At 69.5% G+C, this 25,789-nt stretch carries 22 protein-coding genes; 12 read left to right on the forward strand and 10 right to left on the reverse strand.

Annotated features, from left to right (window positions below; all coding sequences use genetic code 11):
* Positions 1–112: 112 nt before the first annotated feature.
* The 3 genes from mca (at position 113) to RF637_RS06950 (ending at position 3,703) form a co-directional block, all read left to right on the forward strand.
* On the forward strand, positions 113–1,030 hold the full coding sequence (mca, locus tag RF637_RS06940; protein ID WP_368844460.1) for a mycothiol conjugate amidase Mca: 918 nt from the start codon (positions 113–115) through the stop codon (positions 1,028–1,030).
* Complete coding sequence (locus tag RF637_RS06945; RefSeq protein ID WP_260849323.1) at positions 1,027–1,395, forward strand: hypothetical protein; 369 nt, start codon at positions 1,027–1,029, stop codon at positions 1,393–1,395. The genes mca and RF637_RS06945 overlap by 4 nt, the downstream gene beginning before the upstream one ends.
* A gap of 163 nt (positions 1,396–1,558) precedes the next feature.
* Positions 1,559–3,703, forward strand: coding sequence for a thioredoxin domain-containing protein (locus RF637_RS06950; protein ID WP_368844461.1), 2,145 nt, complete (start codon positions 1,559–1,561; stop codon positions 3,701–3,703).
* 114 nt (positions 3,704–3,817) lie between these two features.
* Here the strand turns inward: RF637_RS06950 and RF637_RS06955 are convergent, their stop codons facing one another.
* Positions 3,818–4,531: a hemolysin III family protein gene (locus RF637_RS06955; protein WP_368844462.1), complete on the reverse strand. Its 714-nt coding sequence runs from the start codon at positions 4,529–4,531 to the stop codon at positions 3,818–3,820.
* Positions 4,532–4,666: 135 nt separating this feature from the next.
* On the opposite strand from RF637_RS06955, the gene RF637_RS06960 reads away from it, so the two are divergent.
* The gene (locus tag RF637_RS06960) at positions 4,667–5,428 is read left to right on the forward strand and encodes an isoprenyl transferase (protein WP_085106979.1); all 762 of its coding nucleotides are present in this window, start codon (positions 4,667–4,669) and stop codon (positions 5,426–5,428) included.
* 142 nt (positions 5,429–5,570) lie between these two features.
* Positions 5,571–6,926 (forward strand): PhoH family protein, encoded by a 1,356-nt coding sequence (locus RF637_RS06965; RefSeq protein WP_312796527.1) that lies wholly within the window; start codon positions 5,571–5,573, stop codon positions 6,924–6,926.
* Between the two features lie 159 nt (positions 6,927–7,085).
* Here the strand turns inward: RF637_RS06965 and RF637_RS06970 are convergent, their stop codons facing one another.
* A complete protein-coding gene (locus tag RF637_RS06970) occupies positions 7,086–7,856 on the reverse strand; it encodes a hypothetical protein (RefSeq protein WP_368844463.1) in 771 nt (256 codons plus the stop codon).
* A gap of 79 nt (positions 7,857–7,935) precedes the next feature.
* Between RF637_RS06970 and RF637_RS06975 the strand changes: the two genes are divergently transcribed.
* From RF637_RS06975 to RF637_RS06985, 3 genes are all read left to right on the forward strand, one after another.
* Positions 7,936–8,475, forward strand: a complete 540-nt coding sequence (locus RF637_RS06975) for an A24 family peptidase (protein ID WP_085106976.1) — start codon at positions 7,936–7,938, stop codon at positions 8,473–8,475.
* Between the two features lie 41 nt (positions 8,476–8,516).
* On the forward strand, positions 8,517–8,984 hold the full coding sequence (locus RF637_RS06980; protein ID WP_368844464.1) for an NUDIX domain-containing protein: 468 nt from the start codon (positions 8,517–8,519) through the stop codon (positions 8,982–8,984).
* A gap of 115 nt (positions 8,985–9,099) precedes the next feature.
* Positions 9,100–10,632 (forward strand): mannitol dehydrogenase family protein, encoded by a 1,533-nt coding sequence (locus RF637_RS06985; protein WP_368835736.1) that lies wholly within the window; start codon positions 9,100–9,102, stop codon positions 10,630–10,632.
* A gap of 99 nt (positions 10,633–10,731) precedes the next feature.
* On the opposite strand, the gene xylB is transcribed toward RF637_RS06985, so the two are convergent.
* Together xylB and RF637_RS06995 are read right to left on the reverse strand one after the other, a co-directional pair.
* On the reverse strand, positions 10,732–12,177 hold the full coding sequence (xylB, locus tag RF637_RS06990) for a xylulokinase (protein WP_368835737.1): 1,446 nt from the start codon (positions 12,175–12,177) through the stop codon (positions 10,732–10,734).
* A 46-nt stretch (positions 12,178–12,223) separates the two neighbouring features.
* Positions 12,224–13,183: a sugar-binding transcriptional regulator gene (locus RF637_RS06995; RefSeq protein ID WP_144998738.1), complete on the reverse strand. Its 960-nt coding sequence runs from the start codon at positions 13,181–13,183 to the stop codon at positions 12,224–12,226.
* A gap of 167 nt (positions 13,184–13,350) precedes the next feature.
* On the opposite strand from RF637_RS06995, the gene RF637_RS07000 reads away from it, so the two are divergent.
* From RF637_RS07000 to RF637_RS07010, 3 genes are read left to right on the forward strand one after another with little or no spacing between them, the layout of a single operon-like run.
* Complete coding sequence (locus RF637_RS07000) at positions 13,351–14,769, forward strand: sugar ABC transporter substrate-binding protein (protein ID WP_368835738.1); 1,419 nt, start codon at positions 13,351–13,353, stop codon at positions 14,767–14,769.
* 2 nt (positions 14,770–14,771) lie between these two features.
* Positions 14,772–15,737 carry a carbohydrate ABC transporter permease gene (locus RF637_RS07005; protein ID WP_167319188.1) on the forward strand — a complete coding sequence of 322 codons (966 nt, stop codon included), beginning with the start codon at positions 14,772–14,774 and terminating at the stop codon, positions 15,735–15,737.
* Positions 15,737–16,642 carry a carbohydrate ABC transporter permease gene (locus RF637_RS07010; protein WP_167318740.1) on the forward strand — a complete coding sequence of 302 codons (906 nt, stop codon included), beginning with the start codon at positions 15,737–15,739 and terminating at the stop codon, positions 16,640–16,642. The genes RF637_RS07005 and RF637_RS07010 overlap by 1 nt, the downstream gene beginning before the upstream one ends.
* Positions 16,643–16,658: 16 nt before the next feature.
* Here the strand turns inward: RF637_RS07010 and RF637_RS07015 are convergent, their stop codons facing one another.
* The 6 genes from RF637_RS07015 to RF637_RS07040 form a co-directional block, all read right to left on the reverse strand.
* On the reverse strand, positions 16,659–17,705 hold the full coding sequence (locus RF637_RS07015) for an NAD(P)-dependent alcohol dehydrogenase (RefSeq protein WP_368835739.1): 1,047 nt from the start codon (positions 17,703–17,705) through the stop codon (positions 16,659–16,661).
* 70 nt (positions 17,706–17,775) lie between these two features.
* Entirely contained in the window at positions 17,776–18,942 is a 1,167-nt protein-coding gene (locus tag RF637_RS07020) for an ABC transporter ATP-binding protein (RefSeq protein WP_167318739.1), read from the reverse strand.
* Between the two features lie 276 nt (positions 18,943–19,218).
* Positions 19,219–20,961: a pyruvate dehydrogenase gene (locus RF637_RS07025; protein ID WP_270239015.1), complete on the reverse strand. Its 1,743-nt coding sequence runs from the start codon at positions 20,959–20,961 to the stop codon at positions 19,219–19,221.
* A gap of 640 nt (positions 20,962–21,601) precedes the next feature.
* The gene (locus RF637_RS07030) at positions 21,602–23,008 is read right to left on the reverse strand and encodes a class II fumarate hydratase (protein ID WP_064846178.1); all 1,407 of its coding nucleotides are present in this window, start codon (positions 23,006–23,008) and stop codon (positions 21,602–21,604) included.
* Between the two features lie 148 nt (positions 23,009–23,156).
* Positions 23,157–23,807 carry a carbonic anhydrase gene (locus RF637_RS07035; protein WP_368844465.1) on the reverse strand — a complete coding sequence of 217 codons (651 nt, stop codon included), beginning with the start codon at positions 23,805–23,807 and terminating at the stop codon, positions 23,157–23,159.
* Between the two features lie 123 nt (positions 23,808–23,930).
* On the reverse strand, positions 23,931–24,608 hold the full coding sequence (locus RF637_RS07040; protein ID WP_064846180.1) for a DUF4245 domain-containing protein: 678 nt from the start codon (positions 24,606–24,608) through the stop codon (positions 23,931–23,933).
* Between the two features lie 140 nt (positions 24,609–24,748).
* On the opposite strand from RF637_RS07040, the gene glpX reads away from it, so the two are divergent.
* On the forward strand, positions 24,749–25,759 hold the full coding sequence (gene glpX, locus RF637_RS07045; RefSeq protein WP_064846181.1) for a class II fructose-bisphosphatase: 1,011 nt from the start codon (positions 24,749–24,751) through the stop codon (positions 25,757–25,759).
* Positions 25,760–25,789 lie beyond the last annotated feature (30 nt).

Here is a 25,789-nt window from a genome sequence, read left to right on the forward strand (position 1 = left end):
GCCGTGCGGTGCGCGGCAGCCGTGATGGGCACGACAGCTCCGGCGGCACGAGCGGCGTAAGATACCGGGGATTGCATTTTTCCCGCGATGACGTCTTGGAGGCATCCGTTCGGTGACGGATTATTCACAGCTTCGATTGTTGGCCATCCACGCCCACCCGGACGACGAGTCCAGCAAGGGTGCCGCGACCATGGCACATTACGCCCAGCTGGGCGCGCGCGTCATGGTGGCCACGTGCACCGGTGGCGAGCGCGGTTCGATCCTCAACGCTGAGATGGAGGGGGACGTCTGGGCCGAGCGTGACCTGCCCGGGCTGCGTCGTCACGAGATGGCCGCGGCCGCGAAGGCCTTGGGCGTGGAGCACCGGTGGATCGGGTTCACGGACTCCGGTCTGCCCGAGGGGGACCCGCTGCCCCCGCTGCCGTGGGGCTGCTTCGCCCTGCAGCCCCTCGAACGCGCCGCGGCCCCCGTGGTGCAGCTGGTGCGTGAGTTCCGCCCGCACGTGATCCTGAGCTACGACGAGAACGGCGGTTACCCGCACCCGGACCACATCCAGACCCACAACGTGGCCATGGAGGCGTACCAGCGCGCGGGTGATCCGGAGGCTTACCCCGGGACGGGTGAGCCGTGGACCCCGTCCAAGCTGTACTACGACCGCGCGTTCAACGTGGAGCGGTTCATCGCACTGCACGAGGCCCTCGAGGCCCGCGGACTGCAGTCCCCGTACGCCCAGCGCATCGCCGCGATCCAGGAGTCGGACCCGGAGGGTCACCGCCCGCCCATGCCGCGCCACGAGACCACCACCAAGATCGAGTGCGCGCACCAGTTCACCGTCCGGGACGCGGCCCTGAGCAGCCACCGGACCCAGGTGGACCCCAAGGGCCTGTTCTTCGCGGTCTCCGCCGAGACCCAGGCCGAAGTGTGGCCGTGGGAGGATTACACGCTCGCGGACTCCCGCGTGGAGACCTCCCTGCCCGAGACGGATCTGTTCGCGGGCGTCACCGACGCTGCCTCGACCCCCCGGAAATGAGCCTTCCCGTGCCCACGCTGCTGACCGTCCTGACCGCCGCGACGCCGGCCCCGAGTCCGGAGAACACCCTGCGCCCTGGGTTGGACCCCAGCCAGGTCTCGCCGGGCCTCGTGGGCTTCCTCATGACGTTCCTGCTGGCCGCCGCCGTGGTCCTGCTCGTGATGGACTTCAACCGCCGTAACCGGCGACTGCGCTACCGCGCCCAGTACGCCGAGCAGCGCGCCGCGGAGGATCACGTGGGTGGCTACGCGGACGACGCCGCGGCGTCGCCGTCGCGCACGTCCCGCACCGGCGGGTCGAGCGAGGGCGATGTCGCCCGCCCGCCTCGCGCGGGTGACCGCCGGGACGGTCCGCCCCGCGACTGACTGCCACAGGCGCTCCGGCCTGCGCCCGAACCCGACGGGCGCCCCGCTCCTGGGCACGACGCACCACCCGGTGGCGGGCAACCGCGACCAGAGCCGCGCCTCATGACCCTCGAGCCGTGAGCCCCCTGGCTGTCATCCCCGCTCCCGTGTGAGACCGTGGGGTATGTCCAATCGTCTGGCCCACTCCACGAGTCCCTACCTGCTGCAGCACGCGGAGAACCCCGTGGACTGGTGGGAGTTCTGCCCCGAGGCCTTCGAGGAGGCCCACGCGCGGGAGGTGCCTGTCCTGCTGTCCGTGGGCTATGCCGCGTGCCACTGGTGCCATGTGATGGCCCACGAGTCCTTCGAGGACCCGGAGGTGGGGCGCTACCTCAACGAACATTTCGTGGCGATCAAGGTGGACCGCGAACAACGCCCGGACGTGGACTCGATCTACATGGCGGCCACCCAGCTGCTCACTGGTCAGGGCGGCTGGCCCATGACCGCGTTCCTGACCCCGCAGGGCAGGGTGTTCCATGCCGGGACCTACTACCCGCCGCGTCCCGTGCAGGGGAGGCCGTCCTTCATGCAGGTCCTGCGGGCCGTCACCGAGGCCTGGACCGAGCGCCGTGACGAGGTGTTGCGCGGGGCCGAACAGGTCTACGATGCGCTGTCCCGCCACCCCGAACTCGTGGACCGGATGCTCGCCGACGCAGGTCCGTCGGTTGTTCGCATGGAGGGTGGCGAGGCCGCCGAGGACGCCGCGGAACAACTCACGGGAGCCTGGCTCGACGGCCTGGAGGTCGCCCGGGACGCCGCCCACGAGGGCTTCGGAACCGGCGCCAAGTTCCCGCCCTCGCCCACCCTGGACGCCCTCACGCGCATTGCGAGCACTGCGCACCGCGATGCCCTGGCTGGGTATCCTGCGTCGGCGAGCGCGCACGCTGCTTCCGGCCACGACGACGCCGCGGCGCAGCACGCGCGCACCGCACGTGATCTGTTGTGCGCCACGCTCGACGCGATGGTCACGGGGGCGCTGCAGGACCATGTGGGCGGCGGGTTCTTCCGGTACTCGGTGACCCCGGACTGGTCCCTGCCCCACTACGAGAAGATGCTCTATGACAACGCCCAGCTGCTCGGCGTGCTGGCGCGCACCGTGGCGCTGCTGGAACGCACCGGCACGGACGCCACTCGCGCGGCCCGTTACCGCCGGGCCGCAGAGCTGCTGGTCGAGTGGCTCGAACGGGAGGTGATGACCCCCGAGGGCGCGTTCGCCGCATCCCTCGACGCGGACAGTGATCCCGCGTCCGACGAGCCGCATGCCGAACGTGAGGGCGCCTACTACACGTTCTCGGGTCACGCCGGGAGCTCCGCAGGGGGTCGCCCCGCGCCGGCCACGGCGGCTTGGGGTGAGGCGGGTGCGGTCACGGGGATCCTGGACGAGTCCGTACGGCAGGAGCTGTGGCAGCGGCGGATCACGCGCACGGCACCCCACCTGGACGACAAGATCGTCACGGCCTGGAACGGCATGGCGCTCACGGGACTCGCGGACGCGGGTGTGCTGCTGGGGCACCCCGAATGGATCGAGCTGGCCGCCACGGCCGCCGGTTTCCTGTGGGAACGGCACCGAGACTCCGCCACCGGACGCATCACGCGCACGTCACGCGGCGGCGTCGTGGACCCCCACGAGGGCCAGCTCGAGGACTACGCGCGCTTCGGCGCCGGGCTGCTCGCGCTGTACCGGGCCACGGGCGAGACCGCGTGGTACGAGCGCAGCCGCGCGCTCGCCGAGGTCGCCGTGAAGCGTTTTGTGCGCGGGAGTACCGTGCTCGAGTCCGCCGAGGTGGACCCCACCCTCGCGGCGGCCGGGGCCACGGGCCGTGCGGAGCCGTTCGACGACGTCGCCGCGTCCAGTTCCGCGGTGCTCTCCCGGTGGCTCACGGAGCTGTCCCAGCCGACGATCGGTGAGCGCCAGGCCCGGGAGGTGGTCGACGCCGTGACCGCGCCCGCGACCGGGGTGGTCCTCAAGGCATCCACGACGGCCGGGGGCATGGTGTCGGCCGTGCTGGCCGACGAGCACCCCCCGGCCCTGTTGCAGGTCGTGGACGCGAGCGCCGAGCAGTGGCGCGAGACGCTCGACGCGGTCGGTGCGGCACGTATGCTGGATGTCCTGGTCCTGGACGGGAGTGCGGCGCCGTACGGGGTTCCTGCGGCATCGGAACCCGGATACACGGTGTGGTTGTGCCGGGAGGGACGCTGCGAACTTCCCGTCCATTCCATGCCGGACGTGAGCGCACTCGTCACCCGGATCCGCGCAGAGCGGGGCTGAGCGCACAGGGGCGCTGCGTCGTCGGCATCGCGTGGACGACGCAGACGTCACCGCGCCGAGCGGTCCCCGCACGCCGAGCGCCGTCGGACCTCTGACCGGAGCGTCACACATCGCTCACGCGGCGAACATCGCGAACATGATCGCGATGTAGTGGCAGACGAAGCCGCCGATCGTGCACGCGTGGAAGACCTCGTGGAAGCTGAACGTCGCCGGGAGCAACCGGGGGCGCCTGGTCGCGTAACACACCGCACCGGCGATGTAGAACACGCCGCCGCAGATCAGCAGGACGGTCGCGAGGACGTTCACCGCGAAGAACGCCGGGAGGTAGAGCAGGGCCAGGCACCCCATGATCACGTAGAGCGGGGTGTAGAGCCATCGCGGCGCGCTCATCCAGAAGACACGGAAGATCACGAGCAGGGCACCGATCGTCCAGATCACGCCGAGCAGGATCGTGGCGCCCCGCACCGGGAGGAAACTCACGGCCAGGGGCGTGTACGTCCCGGCGATGATCAGGGCGATGTTCGAATGGTCCATCCGCCGCAGCACCGCGTTCATGCGCGCGCCCCAGTAGAAGCGGTGGTATACGGCCGAGGTACCGAACAGCATGATCGCCGTGATGGTGTAGACCAGACATGCGAGACGCAGCTCCACCGTGGGTGCCACGACGATGGCCACCACACCCAGCACCGCGGCCACCGGGCTGAAGCCCGCGTGGATCCACCCGCGCCAGGACGGTTTCTTCTCCACCGTGAGGGGACCGTTACGCGTGTGACGCACGATCGTCACCGGGCCGGGAACGGTGCGCTTCTCGGTGCGTTCGTCTGACATGGTGGACACCACTGCCTCTCATGGGCGCCCCGCGGACACGGAGCTCGGGGGTGCTACTGGATTGGGTCTGCCCTACAGGTAGTTTAGGGGTGTGAATCCGTGTGGACCGGGCCGACTCAGGGGAGGAATGACGCTGTGAAACTTCCCCGTGTCATGTATTCCTTCTACGAACACCGCTTGGCGCGCACCCTCACCGCGGACGAGTTGCCGCATCACGTGGGTGTGCTCGTGGACGGCAACCGCCGGTGGGCGCGCCAGTTCGGGGCCACCACGGAGGAGGGCCACCGGGCGGGCGCGCGCAAGATCGTGGAGTTCCTGCGCTGGTGCCACGAGCTGAACATCCAGGTGGTCACCCTTTACATCCTCTCCACCGAGAACCTCAACCGTCCGCGCGAGGAACTCACGGCCCTGCTGGAGATCATCACCAACCTCATGTGCGAGCTGCAGGAAGAAGGGATCTGCCGGATCCAACCCGTGGGTGCCCTGGGAACCCTCCCGGAGAAGCTCCAGGAGCAACTGCTGAACAGCGCACAGCGCACGGTGGACAATCCCGGCCCCCACCTGAACATCGCCGTGGGGTACGGGGGGCGGCAGGAGATCGTGGACGCGGTACGCGAGGTGCTCACCGATGCCGACGCCCGCGGTGCGTCGCTCGCGCAAATGGCGCAGGAGCTCAGCGTGGAGGACATCTCCGCACACCTCTACACGCGCGGGCAACCCGATCCCGACCTGCTGATCCGCACCTCCGGCGAACAACGCCTCTCGGGCTTCTTGATGTGGCAGTCCGCATACAGCGAGTTCTACTTCTGCGAAGCGCTGTGGCCGGACTTCCGCCGGGTCGACTTCCTGCGGGCCCTGCGCGATTACGCGCGCCGTCAGCGCCGATTCGGGGGCTGAGCGGGCCCTACCGGTCCCGCTCACGGGCCCGTGGCGGATGTTCACGCGCCGTTCACCGGTGGGGCGCGCCACCCTTGATCGGCCTCCCTAGCGTGAGAGGTGCCGGACACACCGGCCAATGACTCCGCAGGGAAAGGGCCCCATGAGCATCGACACCCCCGTAACCCCCGTCCGATCCGGCGCGCTCGAGGAGGACGGCTCCGCGGCCGGTGTGCGCACGTACGTGATCGACACGTCCGTGCTGCTCTCGGACCCGCGCGCCGTGTTCCGTTTCGCCGAGCACCGCGTGGTGCTGCCCGTGGTGGTGATCACCGAGCTCGAGGCCAAGCGTCACGACCCGGAACTGGGGTACTTCGCGCGCAAGGCGCTGCGGTTGCTGGACGACCTCCGCGTGACCCACGGCGGCCTGGACCGGCCCGTGGACCTCGCGGACGGCGGGTGCCTGCAGGTGGAACTCAACCACGTCGCGGACACGGTGCTGCCCCAGAGTTTCCGGCTGCGGGACAACGATTCACGCATCCTCAGCGTGGCCGCGAACCTCTCCGGCGAGGGTCACGACGTGTGTGTGGTGTCCAAGGACCTGCCCATGCGGCTCAAGGCCTCCGCCCTGGGACTCGCCGCGGAGGAGTACCGCGGTGAGTGGATCGGTGGTGACGACGCGTACACGGGAGTGGCCCATCTGGACGTCGCGGACGACGTCGTCTCCGGCCTCTACGCCGAGGGCCGCACGGAAGTGCCGGGCGCCCGGGAGCTTCCCGTGAACACGGGTCTGGTCCTGCGCTCGTCCGCGGGCAGCGCTCTCGCCCGGACCGAACCGGACGGGCAGGCGCGCCTGGTCGCCGCGGACCGGGACGTGTTCGGGGTGCAGGGACGCTCGGCCGAACAGCGGTTGGCCATCGACCTGCTGACCGACCCCGCCGTGGGCATCGTCTCGCTGGGCGGTCGCGCAGGAACGGGCAAGTCCGCGCTCGCGCTGTGCGCGGGGCTCGACGCCGTTCTGGAACGCCGCGAACACCGCCGGATCATGGTGTTCCGCCCGCTCTACGCGGTGGGTGGCCAGGACCTGGGCTACCTCCCCGGCACGGAGGAGGAGAAGATGAACCCGTGGGGTCAGGCGGTCTTCGACACGCTGTCCTCCGTGGTCTCACCCGCGGTCGTGGACGACGTCGTGGCGCGTGGGATGCTCGAGGTACTGCCCCTGACCCACATCCGCGGGCGGTCCCTGCACGACGCGTGGGTCATCGTGGACGAGGCGCAGTCGCTCGAACGCAACGTGTTGCTCACCGCCCTGTCCCGGATCGGGCAGAACTCCAAGGTGGTGCTCACCCACGACGTCGCCCAGCGGGACAACCTGCGGGTGGGACGTCACGACGGCATCATGGCCGTGGTCGAGGCGCTCAAGGGTCAGCGGTTGTTCGGGCATGTGAGCCTCACGCGCTCCGAGCGTTCACCCATCGCGGCCCTCGTGACCGACCTGCTCGAGCGCCAGGACGTGTGACCCGACGACGCCGGGCCGGGAGGGCGGCGTCGTCCCCCGCCCGGCCTGGTCGTCCCGAGCCCGCGGCGTCGTCGTCAGGTCCGAACGGGCTGCGCGCCCTGGACACCCGAGAAACGCGGCCCCTGGGGAATCCGCCCGGTGCGGATCGCGGGCGGCGGCTCAGGCTGGGAGCACGGGCCACGGCACGTGACGGGAGACGTCCGTGAGGTTGAAGTCCTGTTGCGTGAACAGGTCGTCCAGTTGGTATTCGTCCACCGCCTCGATCACGAGTCGGTGGCCCTGACCCGCGTACGGTCCGCGCAGCACGTGGGAGTAGACGCAGACGCCGGTCGCGGTGTCCACCGCGATCCGCGTGGGACCCGGGGCGAGCGGGTGGTTCGCGGTCACGGGCCGGTAGCGCACGGTGGGCTCCACGGTCGCGCACCACACCCGGCGTTTGGCGAAGGCCCCGGCCACCACGGAGGACAACTGCGAGGGGCGCTGCTCTGGTAGGTAGGGCGGGGTGGGCGCGGGGCCCACGCATTCCACGGGGTCCAGGATCGCCTGCCAGCGCCCGCCCCCGAAGATCGGGTCCCCGTAGGCGGCCTCGGGGCGGCGGACCACGAGGCCGTCGTCGTCATAGACCGGTGAGACGAGCGCGGGAGGCAGCAACCAGGAGCGGGACGTGTCCGTGACGTAGAAGTCGTCCCGGGAGCGTTCGAGGGACGTACTCGCGTACAGCACGTCGCCCTGCAGTGTCTCCACGCGCACATCGGAGGGCCGGCGCAGCCACACGCGCACGGGGCGGGCGGCGCTGTCCGGATCCTCGCTCACCCAGTACAGCGTGAACCGCACCGTGTCCCAGCGCCACGGGGAGGACCGGCACAGCGCGGCGAAGGACTCCTCGGACACGGTCGATCGGGCGGGCCTGTTCTGCCAGGGAGCGATCATGGGCCCAGTCTACGAACCCGTGCTCCACATGGGCCGCTGTTCATGACCCGCACCACAGCGGGGTGCCTAGGATGAGTTCATGCTTCAGCCCGACACTACGGGCATCGGCGGGTTCGTGGGGGCGCACCTGCAGGAAGCCACGGTCGGCGCACAGCTGGCCGCGGTGGCATGCGCCCTGGCCGTCATGGTGCTCGCATGCACAGGAGTGTGGCTCGCCGCCACCGACATCCGATACCACCGCCTGCCGGGGCGGGTGGTGCGCCCGCTGTATCCCGTGACCGCCCTCCTGTTGGGCGCCTCCGCCGTCCTCGCCCACGACACCGTGCGCCTGTGGTGGATGCTGTGGGGTCTGCTCATCATGAAAGGACTCTTCCTGGCCCTGCGGTTGATCAACCCCGCCGGCATGGGAATGGGGGACGTGCGGCTCGCGGGGGTCCTGGGGCTGCTCACGGGATTCTCGTCCGTGACCCATACGGTGCTCGCGCTCGCGGCCACGTTCGTGCTGGCCGGGCTGTTCTGCGCCGTACTGCTGATCCTGCGCCGCGCCCGGGCGAGCAGTCGCATCCCCCTGGGGCCGTTCATGATCGTGGGAAGCTTGGGTGTCGTGGCGTTCCTGTGAACGCCGCCCGCGCAGTCGTACCCACCCAGGAGGAGACACCCGTGCCCGTTCCCGAGTTCATCGCCCACCTGCGCCGCAAGATCGATCACGACTTGTTGTGGGTGCCCGGGTGCACCGCCGTGGTCCTGCACGAGGGCCGGGTGCTGCTGGGGCGGCGCGCGGACAACGGGAACTGGGGACTGATCACCGGGATCGTGGAACCGGGGGAGGACCCCGGGGTCGCCGCGCGCCGCGAGTGCCTCGAGGAGACCGGCGTGGAGGTCACGGTGGACGACCTCGTGCGGGTCAAGGCCGGGGACGTCGTCGAATTCCCCAACGGGGACCGCTGCCAGTTCCTGGACCACACGTTCCTGTGCAGTTACGTCTCCGGCGAGGCGCGGGTGGCGGACGACGAGTCCCTCCAGGTGGGGTGGTACTCACTCGACGACCTGCCCCCGATGCCCGAGCACCAGGCGGAGCGCCTGCGGGCCGCGCTGGCGTTCACGGGCCGCACGGAATTCGAGTGCTGAGGCTGCACACTCCGCTCGGAGGTGCTCTGATGAGCACGAGATGTTTCTCATCTGATATGTTGGGCACGTGGGGTGGGTCACATCAGCCACTCCCGGGTCTCTGATGGGAGCAGCCATGCAGCAGGACACATCCGCCCAGGACGCCGTGACACTTTCCCAGACCGTGCTGGGTGAGCTGGACATCCCGGTTCCCGGCTACGACCGTTCCCAGGTCTCGGTCGGGATCGTGCATTTCGGCGTGGGGGGCTTCCATCGCGCGCACCAGGCCATGTACGCGGACCGCCTCATGAACGAGGGCAAGGACCTGGACTGGGGCATCTGCGGCATGGGTGTGCTCCCCGGGGACGCCGCGATGAAGCAGGTCATGGCGGAGCAGGATCACCTCTACACGCTCGTGCTCAAGCACCCGGACGGGACCCTGGAACCGCGGGTCATCGGATCCATCGTGGACTACGTGTTCGCGCCGGCCGAGGCCGAGCAGGCCATGGCGCGGCTCACCGATCCCGCCACGCGCATCGTCTCGCTGACCATCACCGAGGGCGGGTACAACTTCAGCCAGGCCACGGGTGAGTTCGACGCCCAGAACCCGGCGGTGGCCCACGACCTCGAGCAGGCACGGGTCGCCACGCAGGGTGGAGAGGCCGAACCCCCGGCCACGGTCTTCGGACTCGTGGTCGAAGCACTGGCCCGACGGCGCGCCGCGGGTACCCGCCCGTTCACCGTCATGTCCTGCGACAACATCCAGGGCAACGGGGACATGGCCCGCCGCCAGTTCACGGCCTACGCCCGATTGCGTGATCCCGAACTCGCGGAGTGGATCGAGCAGGAGGTGCCGTTCCCCAATTCCATGGTGGACCGGATCACGCCCGTGACCACGGACGAGGACCGCCTCATGGTCGCCGAACGGTTCGGGGTCCGGGACGCGTGGCCCGTGGTCGCGGAACCGTTCGCCCAGTGGGCGCTCGAGGACGCGTTCACCGACGGGCGCCCCGCGTTCGAGGAGGTCGGCGTGCAGGTGGTCCCGGACGTGGAGCCGTACGAACTCATGAAGCTGCGCCTGCTCAATGTGAGTCACCAGGCCCTGTGTTACCCCGGATTCCTGGCCGGGTACGAGTACGCGCACGAGGTGTGCCAGGACCCCACGTTCGTCTCCTACCTGCTCGCGTACATGAACCGTGAGGCCACTCCCACGCTGCGACCGGTGGACGGTGTGGACCTGGACGCCTACAAGCACCAGCTGATCGAGCGCTTCGCCAATCCGCACGTGCGGGACACCCTCGCGAGGTTGTGCGCGGAATCCTCCGACCGGATCCCCAAGTGGCTGGTCCCGGTGATCAAGGACAACCTGGCCCACGGTCGCCCGGTCGAGCTCGGTGCCACGATCGTGGCCTCCTGGGCGCGCTACGCGGAGGGCACGGACGAGCACGGAGCACCCATCACCGTGGTGGACGGTCGGAAGGAACGTGTCATGGCGGCCGCGGCCCGGCAGTCCGAGGACGAGCTCGCGTTCGTGCGGGACACGGACCTGTTCGGGGATCTCGCGGACCACGAGGAATTCACCCGGCCCTACCTCGAGGCGCTGCGCAGCTTCCACGAGCGCGGGGCGCGCGCGACGATCGAGGACGCCGTCGCCCGGTTCGCGCGGTAGCCGGAGGACGTGCGAGACCGGTACGGCCTCACGGGTCGGCCCCGGTACCGGCATCGCGCCAGGGCACATGGGGGTGCGCCGGGGTGCCGGCCCGCCGTCTCAGTCCGTCGGTTCCGGCCGCTGCTCCGTGGGGTCCGCCGCGAGCTCGGTCTCGAGGTTCGCGCGAGCGTCCCCGTACCGCTGCCGGAACCGCTGCGCACCGGTGTCGGAGGAGGGGTGCAACCGCCGCCCCACCGAACGCTCCCACTCCGGGAAGGACCCGGTAGCGACCCACGCTGCTTGCCGCGCGGCACCCAGCGCCACGTACTCGCCCGTGTCCGGCACGTCCACCGGCATCCCGAGGGTGTCCGGCAGGACGCCGCACAGCGCCTCGGACTTGGCGCCCCCACCGATCAGCAGGACCCGCTCGACCGCGACGTCCAGCCCGCGCAGCACGCTCAGGCAGTCCGCGAGTGAATTGGCCACGGACAGCACGGCGGCGCGCGCGAGGTTCTCCCGCGTGAGGGACGCGCGCGTCATCCCGTCCAGCCGACCGGTGGCCTTGGGCAGGTTGGGCGTGCGCTCGCCGTCGAAATACGGCAGCAATGTGAGGCCGCCGGCGTCCGACGCGCCGGACGTGGCCAGGCGCGTGAACTCGTCGAGCCCCACGCCCAGCAGCTCCGCCGTGGAGGTCATGACGCGCGCGGCGTTGATCGTGCACAGCAGCGGGAGGAACCGGCCCGTGGCATCCGCGAAGCCCGCCGTCACCCCGCTCGGGTCCCGTGGAGGTTCGGCACTGCACGCGAACACCGTGCCCGAGGTCCCCACGGAGATCGTGACCTCGCCCTCGCCCAGGCCCAGTCCCAGCGCGGCCGCGGCGTTGTCCCCGGCGCCGGGGCCCACGACGACGCCGCTGCCGCAGCCCCACTCCTCACCCAGCGTTCCCGCGGCCTCGCCCGCCGCCAGGACGCGGGGCAGCTGGGGAACGGCCCCGAAGTACTCCTGGAGCAGTTCGGGGCGGTACTGGTCGTGCGCGGCGTCGAAGTACCCCGTGCCGGAGGCGTCCGAGCGATCGGTGACGAACTCACCGCACAGCTGCAGGGTCAACCAGTCGTGGGGGAGCATGACGCGCTCCACCCGTGAGGCGGCCCCGGGGTCGTTCTCCCGCAACCACGCGAGCTTGGACAGCGTCATGGAGGGGACGGGCGCCATGTCCACGCGCTCCATCCACCACTCGGTCCCGTGCTCGGCGAACATGCGCGCGGCCTGGGCTGCGCTACGGACGTCGTTCCACAGCAGCGCATCGTGGACGGGCTCACCGTGGCGGTCCACGGCGACCATGCCGTGCTGTTGACCGGCCACCGCCACGCCCACCACGTCACCGCGATCCGGGACCCCGGCGTCCCGCCAGGCGGTGCGCAGCGCGGCCAACCATGCCGCGGGGTCCACGCTGGTCCCGTCCGGGTGCGGGGCACTCGCCTGGGCGAGTGTCCGCCCGGTGCGCTCGTCCACCACCACGACCTTGCAGGACTGCGTGGAGGAATCGATGCCAACGACCGTGGTCATGGGGTCCTTTCCGTGGGAACGGGCTGGGTATGGGTGCGGCCGGGTGTCACTCGCCATTGGCCGGATTGGCACGGGGGAGTAGGCCCTCGAGGGCGTCGCGCAGGGCGGCGTCGCACACGAGGTGGTCCACGAGACCGCCCCGGACGGCTGCCAGCACCGCGGGTGCGCGTTCCGCACCCGAGGCCACGGCCACCTTGCGGCGGGCGGCGCGCAGCTGCGCCACGCTCGCGGCGACGATCATCCCGCTCACGGGGGTGTCCAGTTCGTGGCCCTCGGCGTCCAGCAGGTGCCCGGAGACCTCGGCGACGGCGCCCGCGCGCTGGGCGGCGCGAGCGACGTCGTCCGCGATCCGGGGCCACACCGTGGAGGTGTCGGGCGTCCACCCGCCCACGGCCAGCACGGCGACGTCGAGGGAATCTGCGCGCCGTAGCGTCAGTTCAATCTCGCGGGACTTCTTGAGCGAATCGGCCTGTTCCACCACGAGCGGTGCCCATAGCGGCCAGACCGAGCGACAGTGCAGGGACGCGAGCAGCCGTGGCGACTCCGCCGCGCGGTCGTCGGTGCTGAGGGCTCCCGCGAGTTGGATGACGTCGTTGTGCGGCAGCGCGGGTAGGTCATGGACCACGAGCTGCAGGGTGCGGGACCACGAGATCCCCAGGACGTCGTCGTCGTGCAGCACGCGCGTGATCTCCCGGGCCACGGCCTTGGCCAGCGCCTCCCGGTCCGCGGGCCACTGCGCGGAACCCACCGTGACGAGGCGTTGCAGCCCCGCGGCGCGCGCAAGGCCCTCGTCCGAGTTCTCGAGCGGGACCGCGATCTCGATCCGGACGATCCCCGTGTCCTGTGCCTCCTGCAGCAGCGCGGCCACCTGGAAGCGAGAGAGCCCGGACTTCTTGCCGAGCGCGATCTTGGACGTGCCCTCCACGAAGTACTCGTGGGCCAGGTGCGCGAGCAGACGCTGGCGCTGGCCCGGGTCAGTGGGGGGCCAGGGGGCCGTGGTTGGCATATCTCACCGCATCCGGGGTCATCATTCGTGCCCGAGGGCCTTGCTCATCTGAGTCTATATGACTAGCATCACATCACACTTGAGGAATGCGGTGATCTCAGATGAGATTCTGGGGCTCGACCAGTGATTCCTCCCGCGCATCACGTGCCCCGAGGACAAGGAAGATCATGAGTCGACGATTCACGGACCCACCCTGCGCCTCCGGCCATCCGCCCCGGCGAGGGCGGCATGGGACGCGCTGTTCGGCGTGGTGGCCCGCGGCCGCCGTCGCGGTGCTCACGGGCTTCACGCTCACGGGATGTGCCGCCGCCGCGGACGACACCACGGACCAGATCGTCGTGGCGATCGTGTCCAACCCCCAGATGCAGGACGCCATGCAGCTGCAGGACGAGTTCCGCAAGGAGCACCCCGGGGTGGTCGTGAAATTCGTGTCCCTTCCGGAGAACGAGGCGCGGGCCAAGATCACCGCGTCCGTGGCCACGGGCGGCGGTGAGTTCGACGTGGTGATGATCTCCAACTACGAAACCCCCATCTGGGCCGAGAACGGGTGGATCGAGGACCTCCAGCCCTACATCGACCGCACCGAGGGCTACGACGACAAGGACTTCATCGGCTCCATCCGCACCGCCCTGAGCAAGGACGGGGACATGTACTCGGTCCCGTTCTACGGCGAGTCCTCGTTCCTGGTCTACAACAAGGAACTCTTCGAGAAGGCCGGGGTGACCATGCCCGAGAAGCCCACGTGGCCCCAGGTCGCCGAACTCGCTGCCAAGCTGGACGATCCGGCGAACGGTGTCTCGGGGATCTGCTTGCGCGGTCTGGCCGGCTGGGGTGAGGTCATGGCACCGCTGAGCACGGTCATGAACACCTACGGCGGTGGCTGGTTCGACGAGAACTGGAACCCCACCCTCACGTCCCCCGAGACCAAGGAAGCGGTCACCGAGTACGTGGACCTCGTGCGCACGCACGGTCAACCCGGTGCCGCGACGTCCGGGTACGGGGACTGCATCACCCGCTACAGCCAGGGCAACGCGGCCATGTGGTACGACGCGACCGCCATGGTCTCGGCGATCGAGGACCCGGCGTCCTCCACCGTGGCCCACAAGAACGGGTACGCACCCGCGCCCGTGATGAACACGGAAGCCGCGGGGTGGTTGTATAGCTGGTCGCTCGCGATCCCCACCACGTCCGAGCACAAGGACGCCGCATGGGACTTCGTGAGTTGGGTGACCGACAAGGAGTACATCAAGACCGTGGGTGAACGGTTCGGGTGGGAACGGGTTCCCCCGGGCTCGCGCTACTCCACGTACGAGATCCCCGAGTACCGCAAGATTTCCCAGGCCTACGCCCAGCCGACCCTACGCGCCATGGACGGGGCGTCCCAGAAGACCTCCATGACGCACCCCGTCCCGTACGAGGGACTGCAGTTCGTGTCCATCCCCGAGTTCCAGGACCTGGGAACCCGGGTGGGACAGCAGATGTCGGCCGCGATCGCGGGGAGCACCTCGGTGGACGAGGCCCTGCAGCAGTCCCAGGAGTACGCGCAGCAAGTGGCCCGTACCTACCAGCGTGAAGAAGGGCAGTGACCATGTCGTCCTCCTCGACCTCCACCCGCGTGCGCGCCCTGGCCGGCCCGCACGGTGCCGGCCGTTCGCCGGCCACCGGTGACGAGCGCCGTCGTCACGACGCGTGGTCCCGCAGGCTCCCGCTGCTGCCCGCGCTGATCTTCACGATCATCGCGACCCAGATCCCGTTCCTGATCACCATCTGGTACTCGCTGCGCTCGTGGAACCTGCTGAACCCCGCCTCGGACGTGTTCGTGGGCCTGGCCAACTACGCGGCGATCTTCACGGACAGCACCTTCCGCCAGGTGGCGCTGAACTCGGTGATCTACACCCTGGGCTGCGTCCTGGCCGCCATGGTGCTGGGCACCGTCTTCGCCCTGCTCCTGGACCGGAAGTTCCGGGGTCGGGGCATCGTACGGACCCTGTTGATCACCCCGTTCCTGATCATGCCGGTGGCCTCCGCGACCCTGTGGGGCGTGTCCATGTTCAACCCCACGTTCGGGCTGGTGAACTGGCTGCTGGGGCTCGTGGGCATCCCGGCGATCGACTGGACCTCGGCCTACCCGGTGCTGTCCATCCTGATCGCGCTCGTGTGGCAATGGACGCCGTTCATGATGCTCCTCATCCTGGCGGGCCTGCAGTCCCAGCCCCGTGACGTCCTGGAAGCCGCCCAGATGGACGGCGCCACCCGGTGGCAGACGTTCGTGCACATCACTCTGCCGCACCTGCGCCGCTACATCGAACTGTCCGTCCTGCTGGGCGCGATCTACGTGGTCAACACGTTCGACCAGATCTACCTCATGACCGCCGGTGGTCCGGGCACGAGCAGCGCGAACCTGCCCTACTACATCTACCAGCGCGCGTTCCTGGGCTTCGACATCGGCCAGGCGGCGGCCATGGGTGTGGTCGTGGTCATCGCCACCATCATCATCGCCAACTTCGCCCTGCGTCTGATCTTCAAGGGCTTCATGAGCACGGAGCAGAACTGATGAGCACCAGCACCGCAGCGTCCCCGGCCGGGATCCCCGCCGCCGCCCAGACCACCGCGCCGTCCCGCGCGCCGCGCCGTTCCCGCCGGAACTCCTCCGGGGCGGGCTCCGCAGCCCTGACCCTGTTCACATGGCTCGTCGCCATCGGGTTCTTCATGCCCGTCCTGTGGCTCGTCCTGACGTCCTTCAAGCAGGAGGCCGACGCCGCGTCCGACCCTCCCACGTTCTTCTTCGATCCCACGCTGGACCAGTACAAGGCGGTCTTCGAGGCCGGAGCGGGCGGGTACTTCTGGAACTCCGCGGTGGCGACCGTGGTCTCCACGCTGCTGGTGATCCTGTTGGCCGTTCCCGCGGCCTACGCGGTGAGCATCCGCCCCGTGGAGAAGACCCGGGACGTGCTGTTCTTCTTCATCTCCACCAAGATGCTGCCGGTGGTGGCCGTGATCATGCCCATCTACGTGGTCGCGGGCAAGCTCAAGGTGCTCGACAACGTGTGGACGCTCGTGTTCCTCTACACCGCCATGAACCTCCCGTTGGCGGTGTGGATGATGCGCTCGTTCTTCCAGGAGGTCCCGCGCGAGGTCCTCGAGGCCGCCCAGATGGACGGTGCCTCGCTGATGACCACCATGCGCTCGATCCTGATCCCCATGGTCACCCCTGGCATCGCCTCGACCGCGCTGATCTGCGTGATCTTCGCGTGGAACGAGTTCTTCTTCGCGCTGAACCTCACCGCCGCCGAGGCCGCGACCGCACCCATCATGCTCGTGTCCACCATGACGAGCGAGGGCCTCTATCTGGCCCGGCTCTCCGCCGCGAGCGTGCTGGCGTCCCTGCCCGTGGTGGTGGCCGGGTGGATCGCCCAGAAGCAGCTGGTTCGCGGTCTGTCGATGGGCGCCATCAAGTAGCCGACGGCGCTCGGGCTCAGGGCGTGACGATCGCTTTGAGGGCCCCCGGAGAGGTCCCCGCGATCAAGGCCGCGGGGACCTCGTCCAATGTGTGCCGGGAGGTCACGAGGGCGTCCAGGTTCACGTCCCCGGAGGCCGCCAGGGCGATCGCGGTGGGCCACGTGTTGGCGTAGCGAAAGATGCCCGTGAGCTGTAGTTCCCGTTCCTGTAGGAGCGGAACGGGAACGGACAGGGTGTCCGAGCCCATGCCCACGAGCACGATCCTGCCGCGTGGGGCCACGCGGCGCATGCCCGCGAGGATCGCGGCCTCCGCGCCGCTCGCATCCACCAGGGCGGTGTACCCGGAACCGGGGAACGGGTCCGAGTCCGGGGGAGCGAACGCGACCGCGAAGGTGTCGGTGGCGCCGTAGGCCTCCGCGACCCGCAACCGGTCCTCCCGAGTGTCGGTGACCACCACGGCCACGGCCCCGGCCAGCCGGGCACACCGTGCCACGAGCAGACCCACGGGGCCCGCGCCGCTGACCAGGACGCGGTCACCCAGCGTCACGTTCGCGGCGCGCACCGCGCTCACGGCCACGGATAGCGGCTCCAGGAGGGCGGCGGCGTCGTCGGACACGGAATCCGGGACGGGGTGCGCGAAGGCCGCCGGGTGGACGGCGTACTCGCTGAACACACCGTCCACGGGGGGAGTCGCGAAGAAGCGCACCGCGGGATCCAGGTTGTAATGCCCGCCCAGCGTCTCGGGGGAGAAGGCCGAGGGGACGCCGGGTTCCAAGGACACGCGCTGGCCCGGGTGGCGATCCGTGACCTCGGAACCCACGGCCACCACCGTGCCGGACGGTTCGTGGCCCAGCACGAGCGGTTGCTCGACCACGAAGCTACCGATCCGCCCGTGCTCGAAGTAGTGGGTGTCCGATCCGCACACGCCCACGGACGCGATCCGTACCAGCACGTCGTGCGGTCCGGGGCGCGGGACGGGTCGGTGCTCCACGTGGATCTCGCCCGGGGCGCTCAGGACGCTCACGCGCATCTCGGTGGGGATCTGGAAGGAGGTGTCGCTCACGGTGTCGTTCTCCTCGTCGGTTCGGAAGGGGTCCGGGCACCGACGGCTGAGCGGAGCCCGCGGCGTGGGATCAGTCGGGCAGTCGCAGGCCCGTGGTGGTGTCGAACAGGTGGGCGCGCTCGGGATCGGGGGCCACCCACACGGTGGTCTCCACGCGCGGTGGCTGCCGACCGTCTACGCGGATCACGAGTGGGCTCGCATCCGCCTCGGTGTTCAGGCCGGTGTTGGGAACGGTGTCCTCGTCCTCGCCGTGGGACGTGGCCACGGGGGTCACGTGCTGGGCGGTGCGCTGGTCCAGGTGACCGTATACGTACGCGTCCGCGCCGAGCTCCTCGACGACGTCCGCGACCACGGCCAGTCCGTGACCCTTGGAGGAGATCACGAGGTCCTCGGGGCGCACCCCCACGGTGACCTCGGGACCCGTGAGCGCCTCCCGCGCGGCCGGACTCAACTGCCAGGACAGCGTTCCGAGTTCCACGGTGTGCTGGGGGCTCACGGTGGTGCGGAACAGGTTCATGGCGGGCGAGCCGATGAACCCGGCGACGAACTCGTTGGCCGGGCGGTCGTAGAGTTCCCGCGGGGTGTCGACCTGCATGAGGCGGCCGTCCTTGAGCACCGCGACCCGGTCACCCATGGTCATGGCCTCGGTCTGGTCGTGGGTCACGTACACCGTGGTCACGCCCAGCCGGCGGGTCAGGGACGCGATCTGGGTGCGGGTCTGGACACGCAGCTTGGCGTCCAGGTTGGACAGCGGCTCGTCCATCAGGAACACCTGGGGCGAGCGTACGATCGCACGGCCCATGGCCACGCGTTGCCGCTGGCCACCGGACAGGGCCTTGGGTTTGCGCTCCAGGTAGTCGGTGAGGTCCAGGATCCTGGCCGCCTCCTCGATGCGCTGATTGCGCTCGGACTCGGGAACCTTGGCAATCTTCAGGGCGAATCCCATGTTGTCCCGCACGCTCATGTGCGGGTAGAGCGCGTAGTTCTGGAACACCATGGCGATGTCCCGGTCGCGGGAGGCCACGTGGGTGACGTCCTCACCCCCGATTCGGATGGCGCCGTCACTGACGTCCTCGAGGCCCGCGAGCATGCGCAGGGTTGTGGACTTGCCGCAACCCGAGGGTCCCACGAGGACCAGGAACTCCCCGTCGGCGATTTTCAGACTGAGATCGCTGACGGAGGGGCGTTCGGCGCCCGGGTAATGACAGGTGACGTGTTCGTACTGCACGCTCGACATGGCGATCCTCTTTCCCGGCAGGCACGTGCCGGACGATCCGTGGGAGAAAAGGGGCACAAAAGTGAAGTGCTTCACTCTCAAATGTGAGCATATCCGTCGCGTGTGATTCACACCACCCCGCTGGTTCACGACCCGGATATGGCGAAGGCCCCGGGTAACCAGGGGTCCCCGGGGCCTTCGGGACGCACGGGCCGAGCGGCGTCGTCGCCCGGGCCGAAGAGCGGGTCAGGCCTCCGACCCGGAGCGTGGGTCAGTTGCGCGGGACTGCCGCGCCGGTCAGCCGCGCGGGATGTTGCGCAGGTTGGAGCGGGCCATGGAGACGGCCTCACCGACGCCGCGGTTGAGCACGATGCGGGACATCGCTGTGGCGAAGCCGAAGACCTGGTCCTTCTTGATCTCCGGGGGGATGGACAGGGCGTTGGGGTCGGTGATGACCTCCACCACGGACGGGCCCTGGTGGGCGAGTGCGGTGGTAAACGCGGACTCGAGGTCCTTGGGCTTCTCCACCCGGATGCCCTGCATGCCCATGGCGGTTGCGATCTGCGCGTAGTTCGCCTGGGGCACGTCCACGCCGAAGTCCGGTAGCCCGTCCACGAGCATCTCCAGCTTGACCATGCCCAGCGTGGAGTTGTTGAACACCACCACGGTCACGGGCAGGTTGTAGGTCGCCAGCGTCAGCAGCTCGCCCATGAGCATGGAGAGCCCGCCGTCGCCCGACATCGAGATGACCTGGCGTCCCGGATGGGCCAGCTGCGCGCCGATCGCCTGCGGCAGGGCGTTGGCCATGGACCCGTGCAGGTAGGAGCCCAGGATGCGACGAGTGCCGAGCGGGTTGATGTAGCGGGCGCTCCACACGTTGCACATACCGGTGTCCGCGGTGAACACGGCGTCCTCGGCGGCCACCTGGTCCAGGATGGACGCGGCGTACTCGGGGTGGATAGGCGTGATCTTCTCGACCTTGCGGGTGTACGCACCCACGGCCTTGTTCATGAGCTTGTCGTGCTTGGCCAGGGTCTTGTCCAGGAACGAGCGGTCGGACTTGACCGTGAGCTCGGGCAGCAGCTTGAGGATCGTAGATTTCACGTCACCGTGCACGGGGATGTCCACGCCGGTCCGGCGCCCGATCACGGTGGGATCGGTGTCCACCTGGATGGTGGTGACGTCCGGGAGGAACTGGTCGTACGGGAAGTCCGTGCCGAGCATGACCATTACGTCCGCGTCGTGCAGCCCCTCCGCCGCGGCGCCGTAGCCCAGCAGCCCGGTCATGCCCACGTCGAACGGGTTGTCGTACTGGATCTGGTCCTTGCCGCGCAGCGAGTGGCCCACGGGCGCCTTCAAGGTGTCTGCGAGGGCAATCACCTCGTCGTGGGCGCCAGCCACGCCGATGCCCGCGAAGATCGCGACCCTCTTGGCCGAGTTCAGGGCCTGTGCCATGCGCTCGACCGTCTCGTCTGAGGGGACCACGGCGCTGGGTGCCGGCACGGCGAACGGGCGGGCTTCCACGGCGGCGTCCGAGTCCGCGAGATCGCCCGGCAAGGTGACCACGGAGACGCCCGGGCTGGTGACGGCGAACTGGATCGCGGAGCTCACCACGGCGGGGCACTGCTGCGGGGTGCTCACCAGCTCCGAGTACACGGAGCACTCGGTGAAGATCCGGTCCGGGTGGGTCTCCTGGAAGTACTCGGAGCCGATGTACTGCGAGGGGATGTGGGAGGCGATCGCCAGCACGGGCGCACCGGAGCGGTTGGCGTCGTAGAGCCCGTTGATCAGGTGCAGGTTGCCCGGCCCGCACGAGCCCGCGCACACGGCGAGCTTGCCGGTCAGCTGAGCCTCGGCGCTCGCTGCGAACGCACCGGCCTCCTCGTGGCGCACGTGCACCCAGTCGATCCCGCCCTTGGCGGAGCCGCCGGTGCGGCGCACGGCGTCCACGATGGGGTTCAGGCTATCGCCCACCACGCCGTAGATCCGTTCCACACCTGCTTCCACTAGCTGCTGGACGATCTGCTCTGCAAGTTTCACACTGTCTCCTCGGGGGAACGGCCCGCCGCGGGAGCACCCGGGCTGGCATCACGAATGTCTCTGCCATCCAGGGTAGCCCCGGGTCCTTGCGGTCAAAGAGATCTGTGGGCAACGGAACACCGGTGCGTGCGGCGTCCCACGAGGGCCCCGCGGCCGCTCGGTCCCGCGCCGCCGCGCGATCGCCCCGCACGTGACATGATGGAGCCCGTGAGCATTCGCACACCCACCCCGTCCGATCGTGAGCCCACCGTGTCCCATGCGGGGACCACGGCGCCGCAGTTCCACGTGCATCTGAGCGGCCGCGGGAACGCGGGAGCGCCTCGGGCTCTGTCGCGCATCAGCGGGGCGGTGGGGGAACACCCGGGTGTGGGTGCTCGAACCGTGGCACGGGCGCAGCGTTCCTGCGCCGTGGCCGGCGCCACCGGGGTCTCCCGGTGCGCGGCCTCCTCACCCCGGAAGGCGTGACCTTCCGTAGGACCTCCCCGACCGCTCGGCGGTCAGGAGGTCCCCGCCGCGACGAAGAACTCGGCCACCCGGTGAACGGGTGGCCGAGTTCTGCCGTTGACGGGGTGACGCGAGCACGCCCCTGTTTCCCGGGGCGCTCACCGGGGGCCGGTGAGTGCCATACGGGACGAGCGGATCAGTGCTTGCCGGTCATCGTGGTGACGTCCAGGGCCTTGTCCAGCTGCTCCTCGGTGAGCTTCTCGCCGTCCACGTAGCCGAGCTCGATGGTGGCCTCGCGCACGGTGACCTTGTTGGCCACGGCGTGCTTGGCGATCTTCGCGGCGGCTTCGTAGCCGATGGCCTTGTTCAGCGGGGTCACGATCGAGGGGGAGGCCTCGGCCAGGAAGCGGCAGCGATCCTCGTTGGCCTGCAGTCCGTCCACCATCTTCTCCGCAGCCACGCGGGAGGAGTTGGCGAGCAGACGAATGGACTCGAGCAGGTTCGCGGCCATCACGGGGATGCCCACGTTCAGCTCGAACGCGCCGTTGGTGGAGGACAGCGCCACGGTGGTGTCGTTGCCGATCACCTGGGCGGCCACCTGGATGGTTGCTTCGCAGATCACGGGGTTGACCTTGCCCGGCATGATTGAGGATCCCGGCTGCAGGTCGGGGATGTGCAGCTCGCCCAGGCCCGTGTTCGGCCCGGAACCCATCCAGCGGATGTCGTTCATGATCTTCATGTACGAGTACGCGATGTTGCGCAGCTGTCCTGAGGCCTCCACCAGCCCGTCGCGGTTGGCCTGCGCCTCGAAGTGGTTGCGGGCCTCCGTGAGGGGCAGGCCGGTCTCCTCGGAGAGCAGCTCGATCACACGCGCGGAGAAGCCGTCCGGGGTGTTGATCCCGGTACCCACGGCCGTGCCGCCCAGCGGCACCTCGGCCACGCGCGGCAGGGACGCGTCGATGCGCTCGATGCCGTAGCGCACCTGGGCGGCCCAGCCGCCGAACTCCTGACCCAGGGTCACGGGGGTCGCGTCCATGAGGTGCGTGCGCCCGGACTTCACGACGTCCTTGAACTCCGAGGCCTTCTTCTCCAGGGAGATCGCGAGCACGTCCATGGCCGGCTTGAGGTCGTTGATCAGCGCGTTGGTCACGGCCACGTGCACCGAGGTGGGGAACACGTCGTTGGAGGACTGGGACGCGTTGACGTGGTCGTTGGGGTGGACCTCCACGCCCTCGGACTCGAGGGAGCGCGTGGCCAGGGTCGCGAGCACCTCGTTGGTGTTCATGTTGGAGGAGGTCCCCGAGCCGGTCTGGAAGACGTCGATCGGGAAGTGCTCGTCGTACTGGCCAGAGGCCACGGCGTCCGCGGCGTCGCGGATGGCCTGGGCGCGCTGGGCGTCGAGGACACCCAGTTCCTCGTTGGCCGTGGCGGCGGCCTTCTTCACCTGCGCGAGCGCCTTGATGTGCTCGCGTTCCAGGGTGGTGCCGGAGATCGGGAAGTTCTCCACGGCGCGCTGGGTCTGGGCTCGGTAGAGCGCGTTCTTGGGGACGCGGACCTCACCCATGGTGTCGTGTTCGATGCGGTACTCGGTGTTTTCTGCCATGGCCCACAGTTTAGGCCCACGGCCCCGTCGTCAGCCTTCGCGGTCGCCGTACTACCGCGGTGCGGAGGACGACGACGCCGCGTGCCCGGGAGCGCGCGGCGTCGTCGTCATTCAGCAGGGCATGGGAGGTGAGATCCGGGAGGGGGACTCACGCGTCCCGGAACGCCGGGTCGTTGCTGTAGACGAGGTCCGCCTGGCCGTCCGAGAGGTGGTAAAACACGCCGATCACGGCGGCTTCGCCCCGGGAGACCGCGCTGGAGATCGCCGCGGACTGGTCGAGCATGCGCGCCGCGGTTTGCTTGGTGTGCTCCACGACCATGTCCTGTAGGTCCGTGTGGCCCTGCCTCCGGGCCTCGAGCACCGACGGCGTGATGCGCTCCACGAGGTCCCGCTGGAAACCGCGGGGCAGTTCCCCGGATTCCACGGAGGCCTTGGTCGCGGTCACGGCGCCGCACGAGTCGTGGCCGAGCACCATGATCAGCGGCGTGCCGAGGACCTCGATCGCGTACTCGAGCGTGCCCAGGACGGCGTTGTCGATCACCTGGCCCGCGGTGCGGATCACGAAGGCGTCGCCGAGCCCGAGATCGAAGATGATCTCCGCGGCCAGGCGGGAGTCGGAGCACCCGAAGATCACCGCGAACGGCTTCTGGGATTGCGCGAGGTCCTTGCGGCGCTGGGCGTCCTGGTGGGGGTGCAGGGTGTCACCCGAGATGAACCGGGCGTTGCCCTCCCGCAGTTTCCGCCAGGCCCCCAACGGGGTGCGGGGTGTGTTCTCCACGGCAGACGGCTGAGTGCTCACGCTGATCTCCAAATCTCGAAGGCACGACGGCTGGGCCGGGTCGGCTCGCTCGGGTCCTAGACTAGCCCCGGTTCCGGGACCCCGGTTCGACGACGTCGCTGCGCCCGGTCCCGCTGCCCGGCGTCACTGCCCGGACACGGCCCCCGCGACGTGCTCGAACTCGGCGCTTGGGGCCTGGCCGCTGAGCACCACCGTGGAGTCCTTGAGCTCACCGACCCATGCGGTGAACTCGTCCTGCTTGCCCGACGCGTCACGGTGATGGATCTGCCATGTGATCCCATTGACCGTGCGCTCGTCCGTGGGCGGGATCAGCTGGGTGCGCTGCGCGAGCCACGTGGGATTGGACCGGGCGGTCTGCGCCATGTCCACCAGGTGGTAACCGGGGGAGAGGAAACCCACGTTCCACAGGGGGACGCCGTCCTGGGACTGCGCCTCCCAGCGCGCGTAGTTGGCGCTCCACCCGTCCCCCAACGCCGGGGCCGCGGGGGTGAACGGGGCTTGGTCACCCGCAAAGCGCGCCTCCTCGCTCACGTCCACATGTGCTCGGTAGGGCTGGGCATCGGGCTTGGGCTGCAACCACAAAAACGGCAACAACAGGAGGATGAGCACGAGCATGGAGATGACCATGCCGCGGATGGGTGCGTTGATCCGCGAGGCCTGCTTGCGGGTGAGCTGCGGGACCGGCGCCTGACCCGCGTCCGGGGTGGCGGCGTCGTCGGCCGCGGCGGAGGCGGGCGCGGCGTGCGCGTCGCGGGGATCGGGGGAGGACCCGGCACCGGGACCGGAAGCGGAAGAACTCACGGACCCATTGTGCCGTGCTCCCGGGGACCGGCCCAATCCTGGGAACCCGGGGATATGCTGGACGTACGTGTCATGGTGGTGCCGCCGGGGCCCGGCAGGCGGTCACCGGGGCGACCCGAAACTCGAATGTGAGGAACAACGTGGCAGAAGCGACCCAGCAGAGCAGAGCGGGCAATGTGGCGGACCGGAATTTGGCCTTGGAACTGGTGCGGGTCACGGAGGCCGCCGCGATCGCGGGTGGCCACTGGGTGGGCGCCGGTGACAAGAACAGCGCGGACGGCGCGGCCGTGGACGCCATGCGTTCGTTCCTCTCCACCGTGGACTTCAACGGCACCGTGGTGATCGGCGAGGGCGAGAAGGACGAGGCCCCCATGCTGTTCAACGGCGAACAGGTGGGCGACGGCAAGGGCCCGGCTTCGGACGTCGCCGTGGACCCCATCGACGGCACCCGGCTCACGGCTCTCGGCATGAACAACGCGCTAGCCGTGATCGCCGTGGCGGACGGCGGCTCCATGTTCGACCCCTCCGCGGTGTTCTACATGGACAAGCTCGTGGTGGGCCCCGAGGCCGCCGATCTCGTGGACCTGCGCCTGCCCGTCAAGCAGAACGTGCACCTCGTGGCCAAGGCCAAGGGTGTCAAGGCCAACCAGGTCACCGTGTGCGTCCTGGACCGCCCCCGCCACCAGGGCCTCGTGGACGAGATCCGCGCGACCGGTGCCCGCACCCGCATGATCCTCGACGGGGACGTCGCCGGGGCGATCGCCGCGTGCCGTGAGGGCACCGGCGTGGACATCATGATGGGCATCGGCGGCACGCCCGAGGGCATCGTGACCGCGTGCGCCGTCAAGGCCACCGGCGGTGTGATCCAGGGCCGGCTGGCCCCCACGGACGACGCCGAGCGGGAGAAGGCCGCCGCCGCAGGACTCGACGTGGATCGGATCCTCACCACGGACGAGCTCGTGACGTCCGACAACTGCTTCTTCGCCGCCACGGGCATCACCGACGGCGACCTGCTGCGCGGTGTGCGCTACCGCGGGCGCACCATCACTACCCAGTCCATCGTGATGCGTTCGCGTTCGGGCACGGTGCGCATGGTCGAGGCCGAGCACCTGGCCAAGAAGTGGGAGAAGTACGAGCGCAACCAGGGCTGATCCCCGACACTCTCTACACACCGCGCGCGT

Source organism: Kocuria sp. CPCC 204721 (genome assembly GCF_040980945.1).
Lineage (GTDB): Bacteria > Actinomycetota > Actinomycetes > Actinomycetales > Micrococcaceae > Kocuria > Kocuria marina.

Coding starts and splice junctions, on each gene's coding strand:
- RF637_RS06950 (WP_368844461.1), top strand. CDS start 1,559: ATGTCCAATCGTCTGGCCCACTCCACGAGTCCCTACCTGCTGCAGCAC.
- RF637_RS06945 (WP_260849323.1), top strand. CDS start 1,027: ATGAGCCTTCCCGTGCCCACGCTGCTGACCGTCCTGACCGCCGCGACG.
- xylB (WP_368835737.1), bottom strand. CDS start 12,177: ATGACCACGGTCGTTGGCATCGATTCCTCCACGCAGTCCTGCAAGGTC.
- RF637_RS06985 (WP_368835736.1), top strand. CDS start 9,100: ATGCAGCAGGACACATCCGCCCAGGACGCCGTGACACTTTCCCAGACC.
- RF637_RS07010 (WP_167318740.1), top strand. CDS start 15,737: ATGAGCACCAGCACCGCAGCGTCCCCGGCCGGGATCCCCGCCGCCGCC.
- RF637_RS07030 (WP_064846178.1), bottom strand. CDS start 23,008: ATGGCAGAAAACACCGAGTACCGCATCGAACACGACACCATGGGTGAG.
- RF637_RS06965 (WP_312796527.1), top strand. CDS start 5,571: ATGAGCATCGACACCCCCGTAACCCCCGTCCGATCCGGCGCGCTCGAG.
- RF637_RS07020 (WP_167318739.1), bottom strand. CDS start 18,942: ATGTCGAGCGTGCAGTACGAACACGTCACCTGTCATTACCCGGGCGCC.
- RF637_RS07000 (WP_368835738.1), top strand. CDS start 13,351: ATGAGTCGACGATTCACGGACCCACCCTGCGCCTCCGGCCATCCGCCC.
- RF637_RS06955 (WP_368844462.1), bottom strand. CDS start 4,531: ATGTCAGACGAACGCACCGAGAAGCGCACCGTTCCCGGCCCGGTGACG.
- RF637_RS06975 (WP_085106976.1), top strand. CDS start 7,936: ATGCTTCAGCCCGACACTACGGGCATCGGCGGGTTCGTGGGGGCGCAC.
- RF637_RS06995 (WP_144998738.1), bottom strand. CDS start 13,183: ATGCCAACCACGGCCCCCTGGCCCCCCACTGACCCGGGCCAGCGCCAG.
- RF637_RS07005 (WP_167319188.1), top strand. CDS start 14,772: ATGTCGTCCTCCTCGACCTCCACCCGCGTGCGCGCCCTGGCCGGCCCG.
- RF637_RS06970 (WP_368844463.1), bottom strand. CDS start 7,856: ATGATCGCTCCCTGGCAGAACAGGCCCGCCCGATCGACCGTGTCCGAG.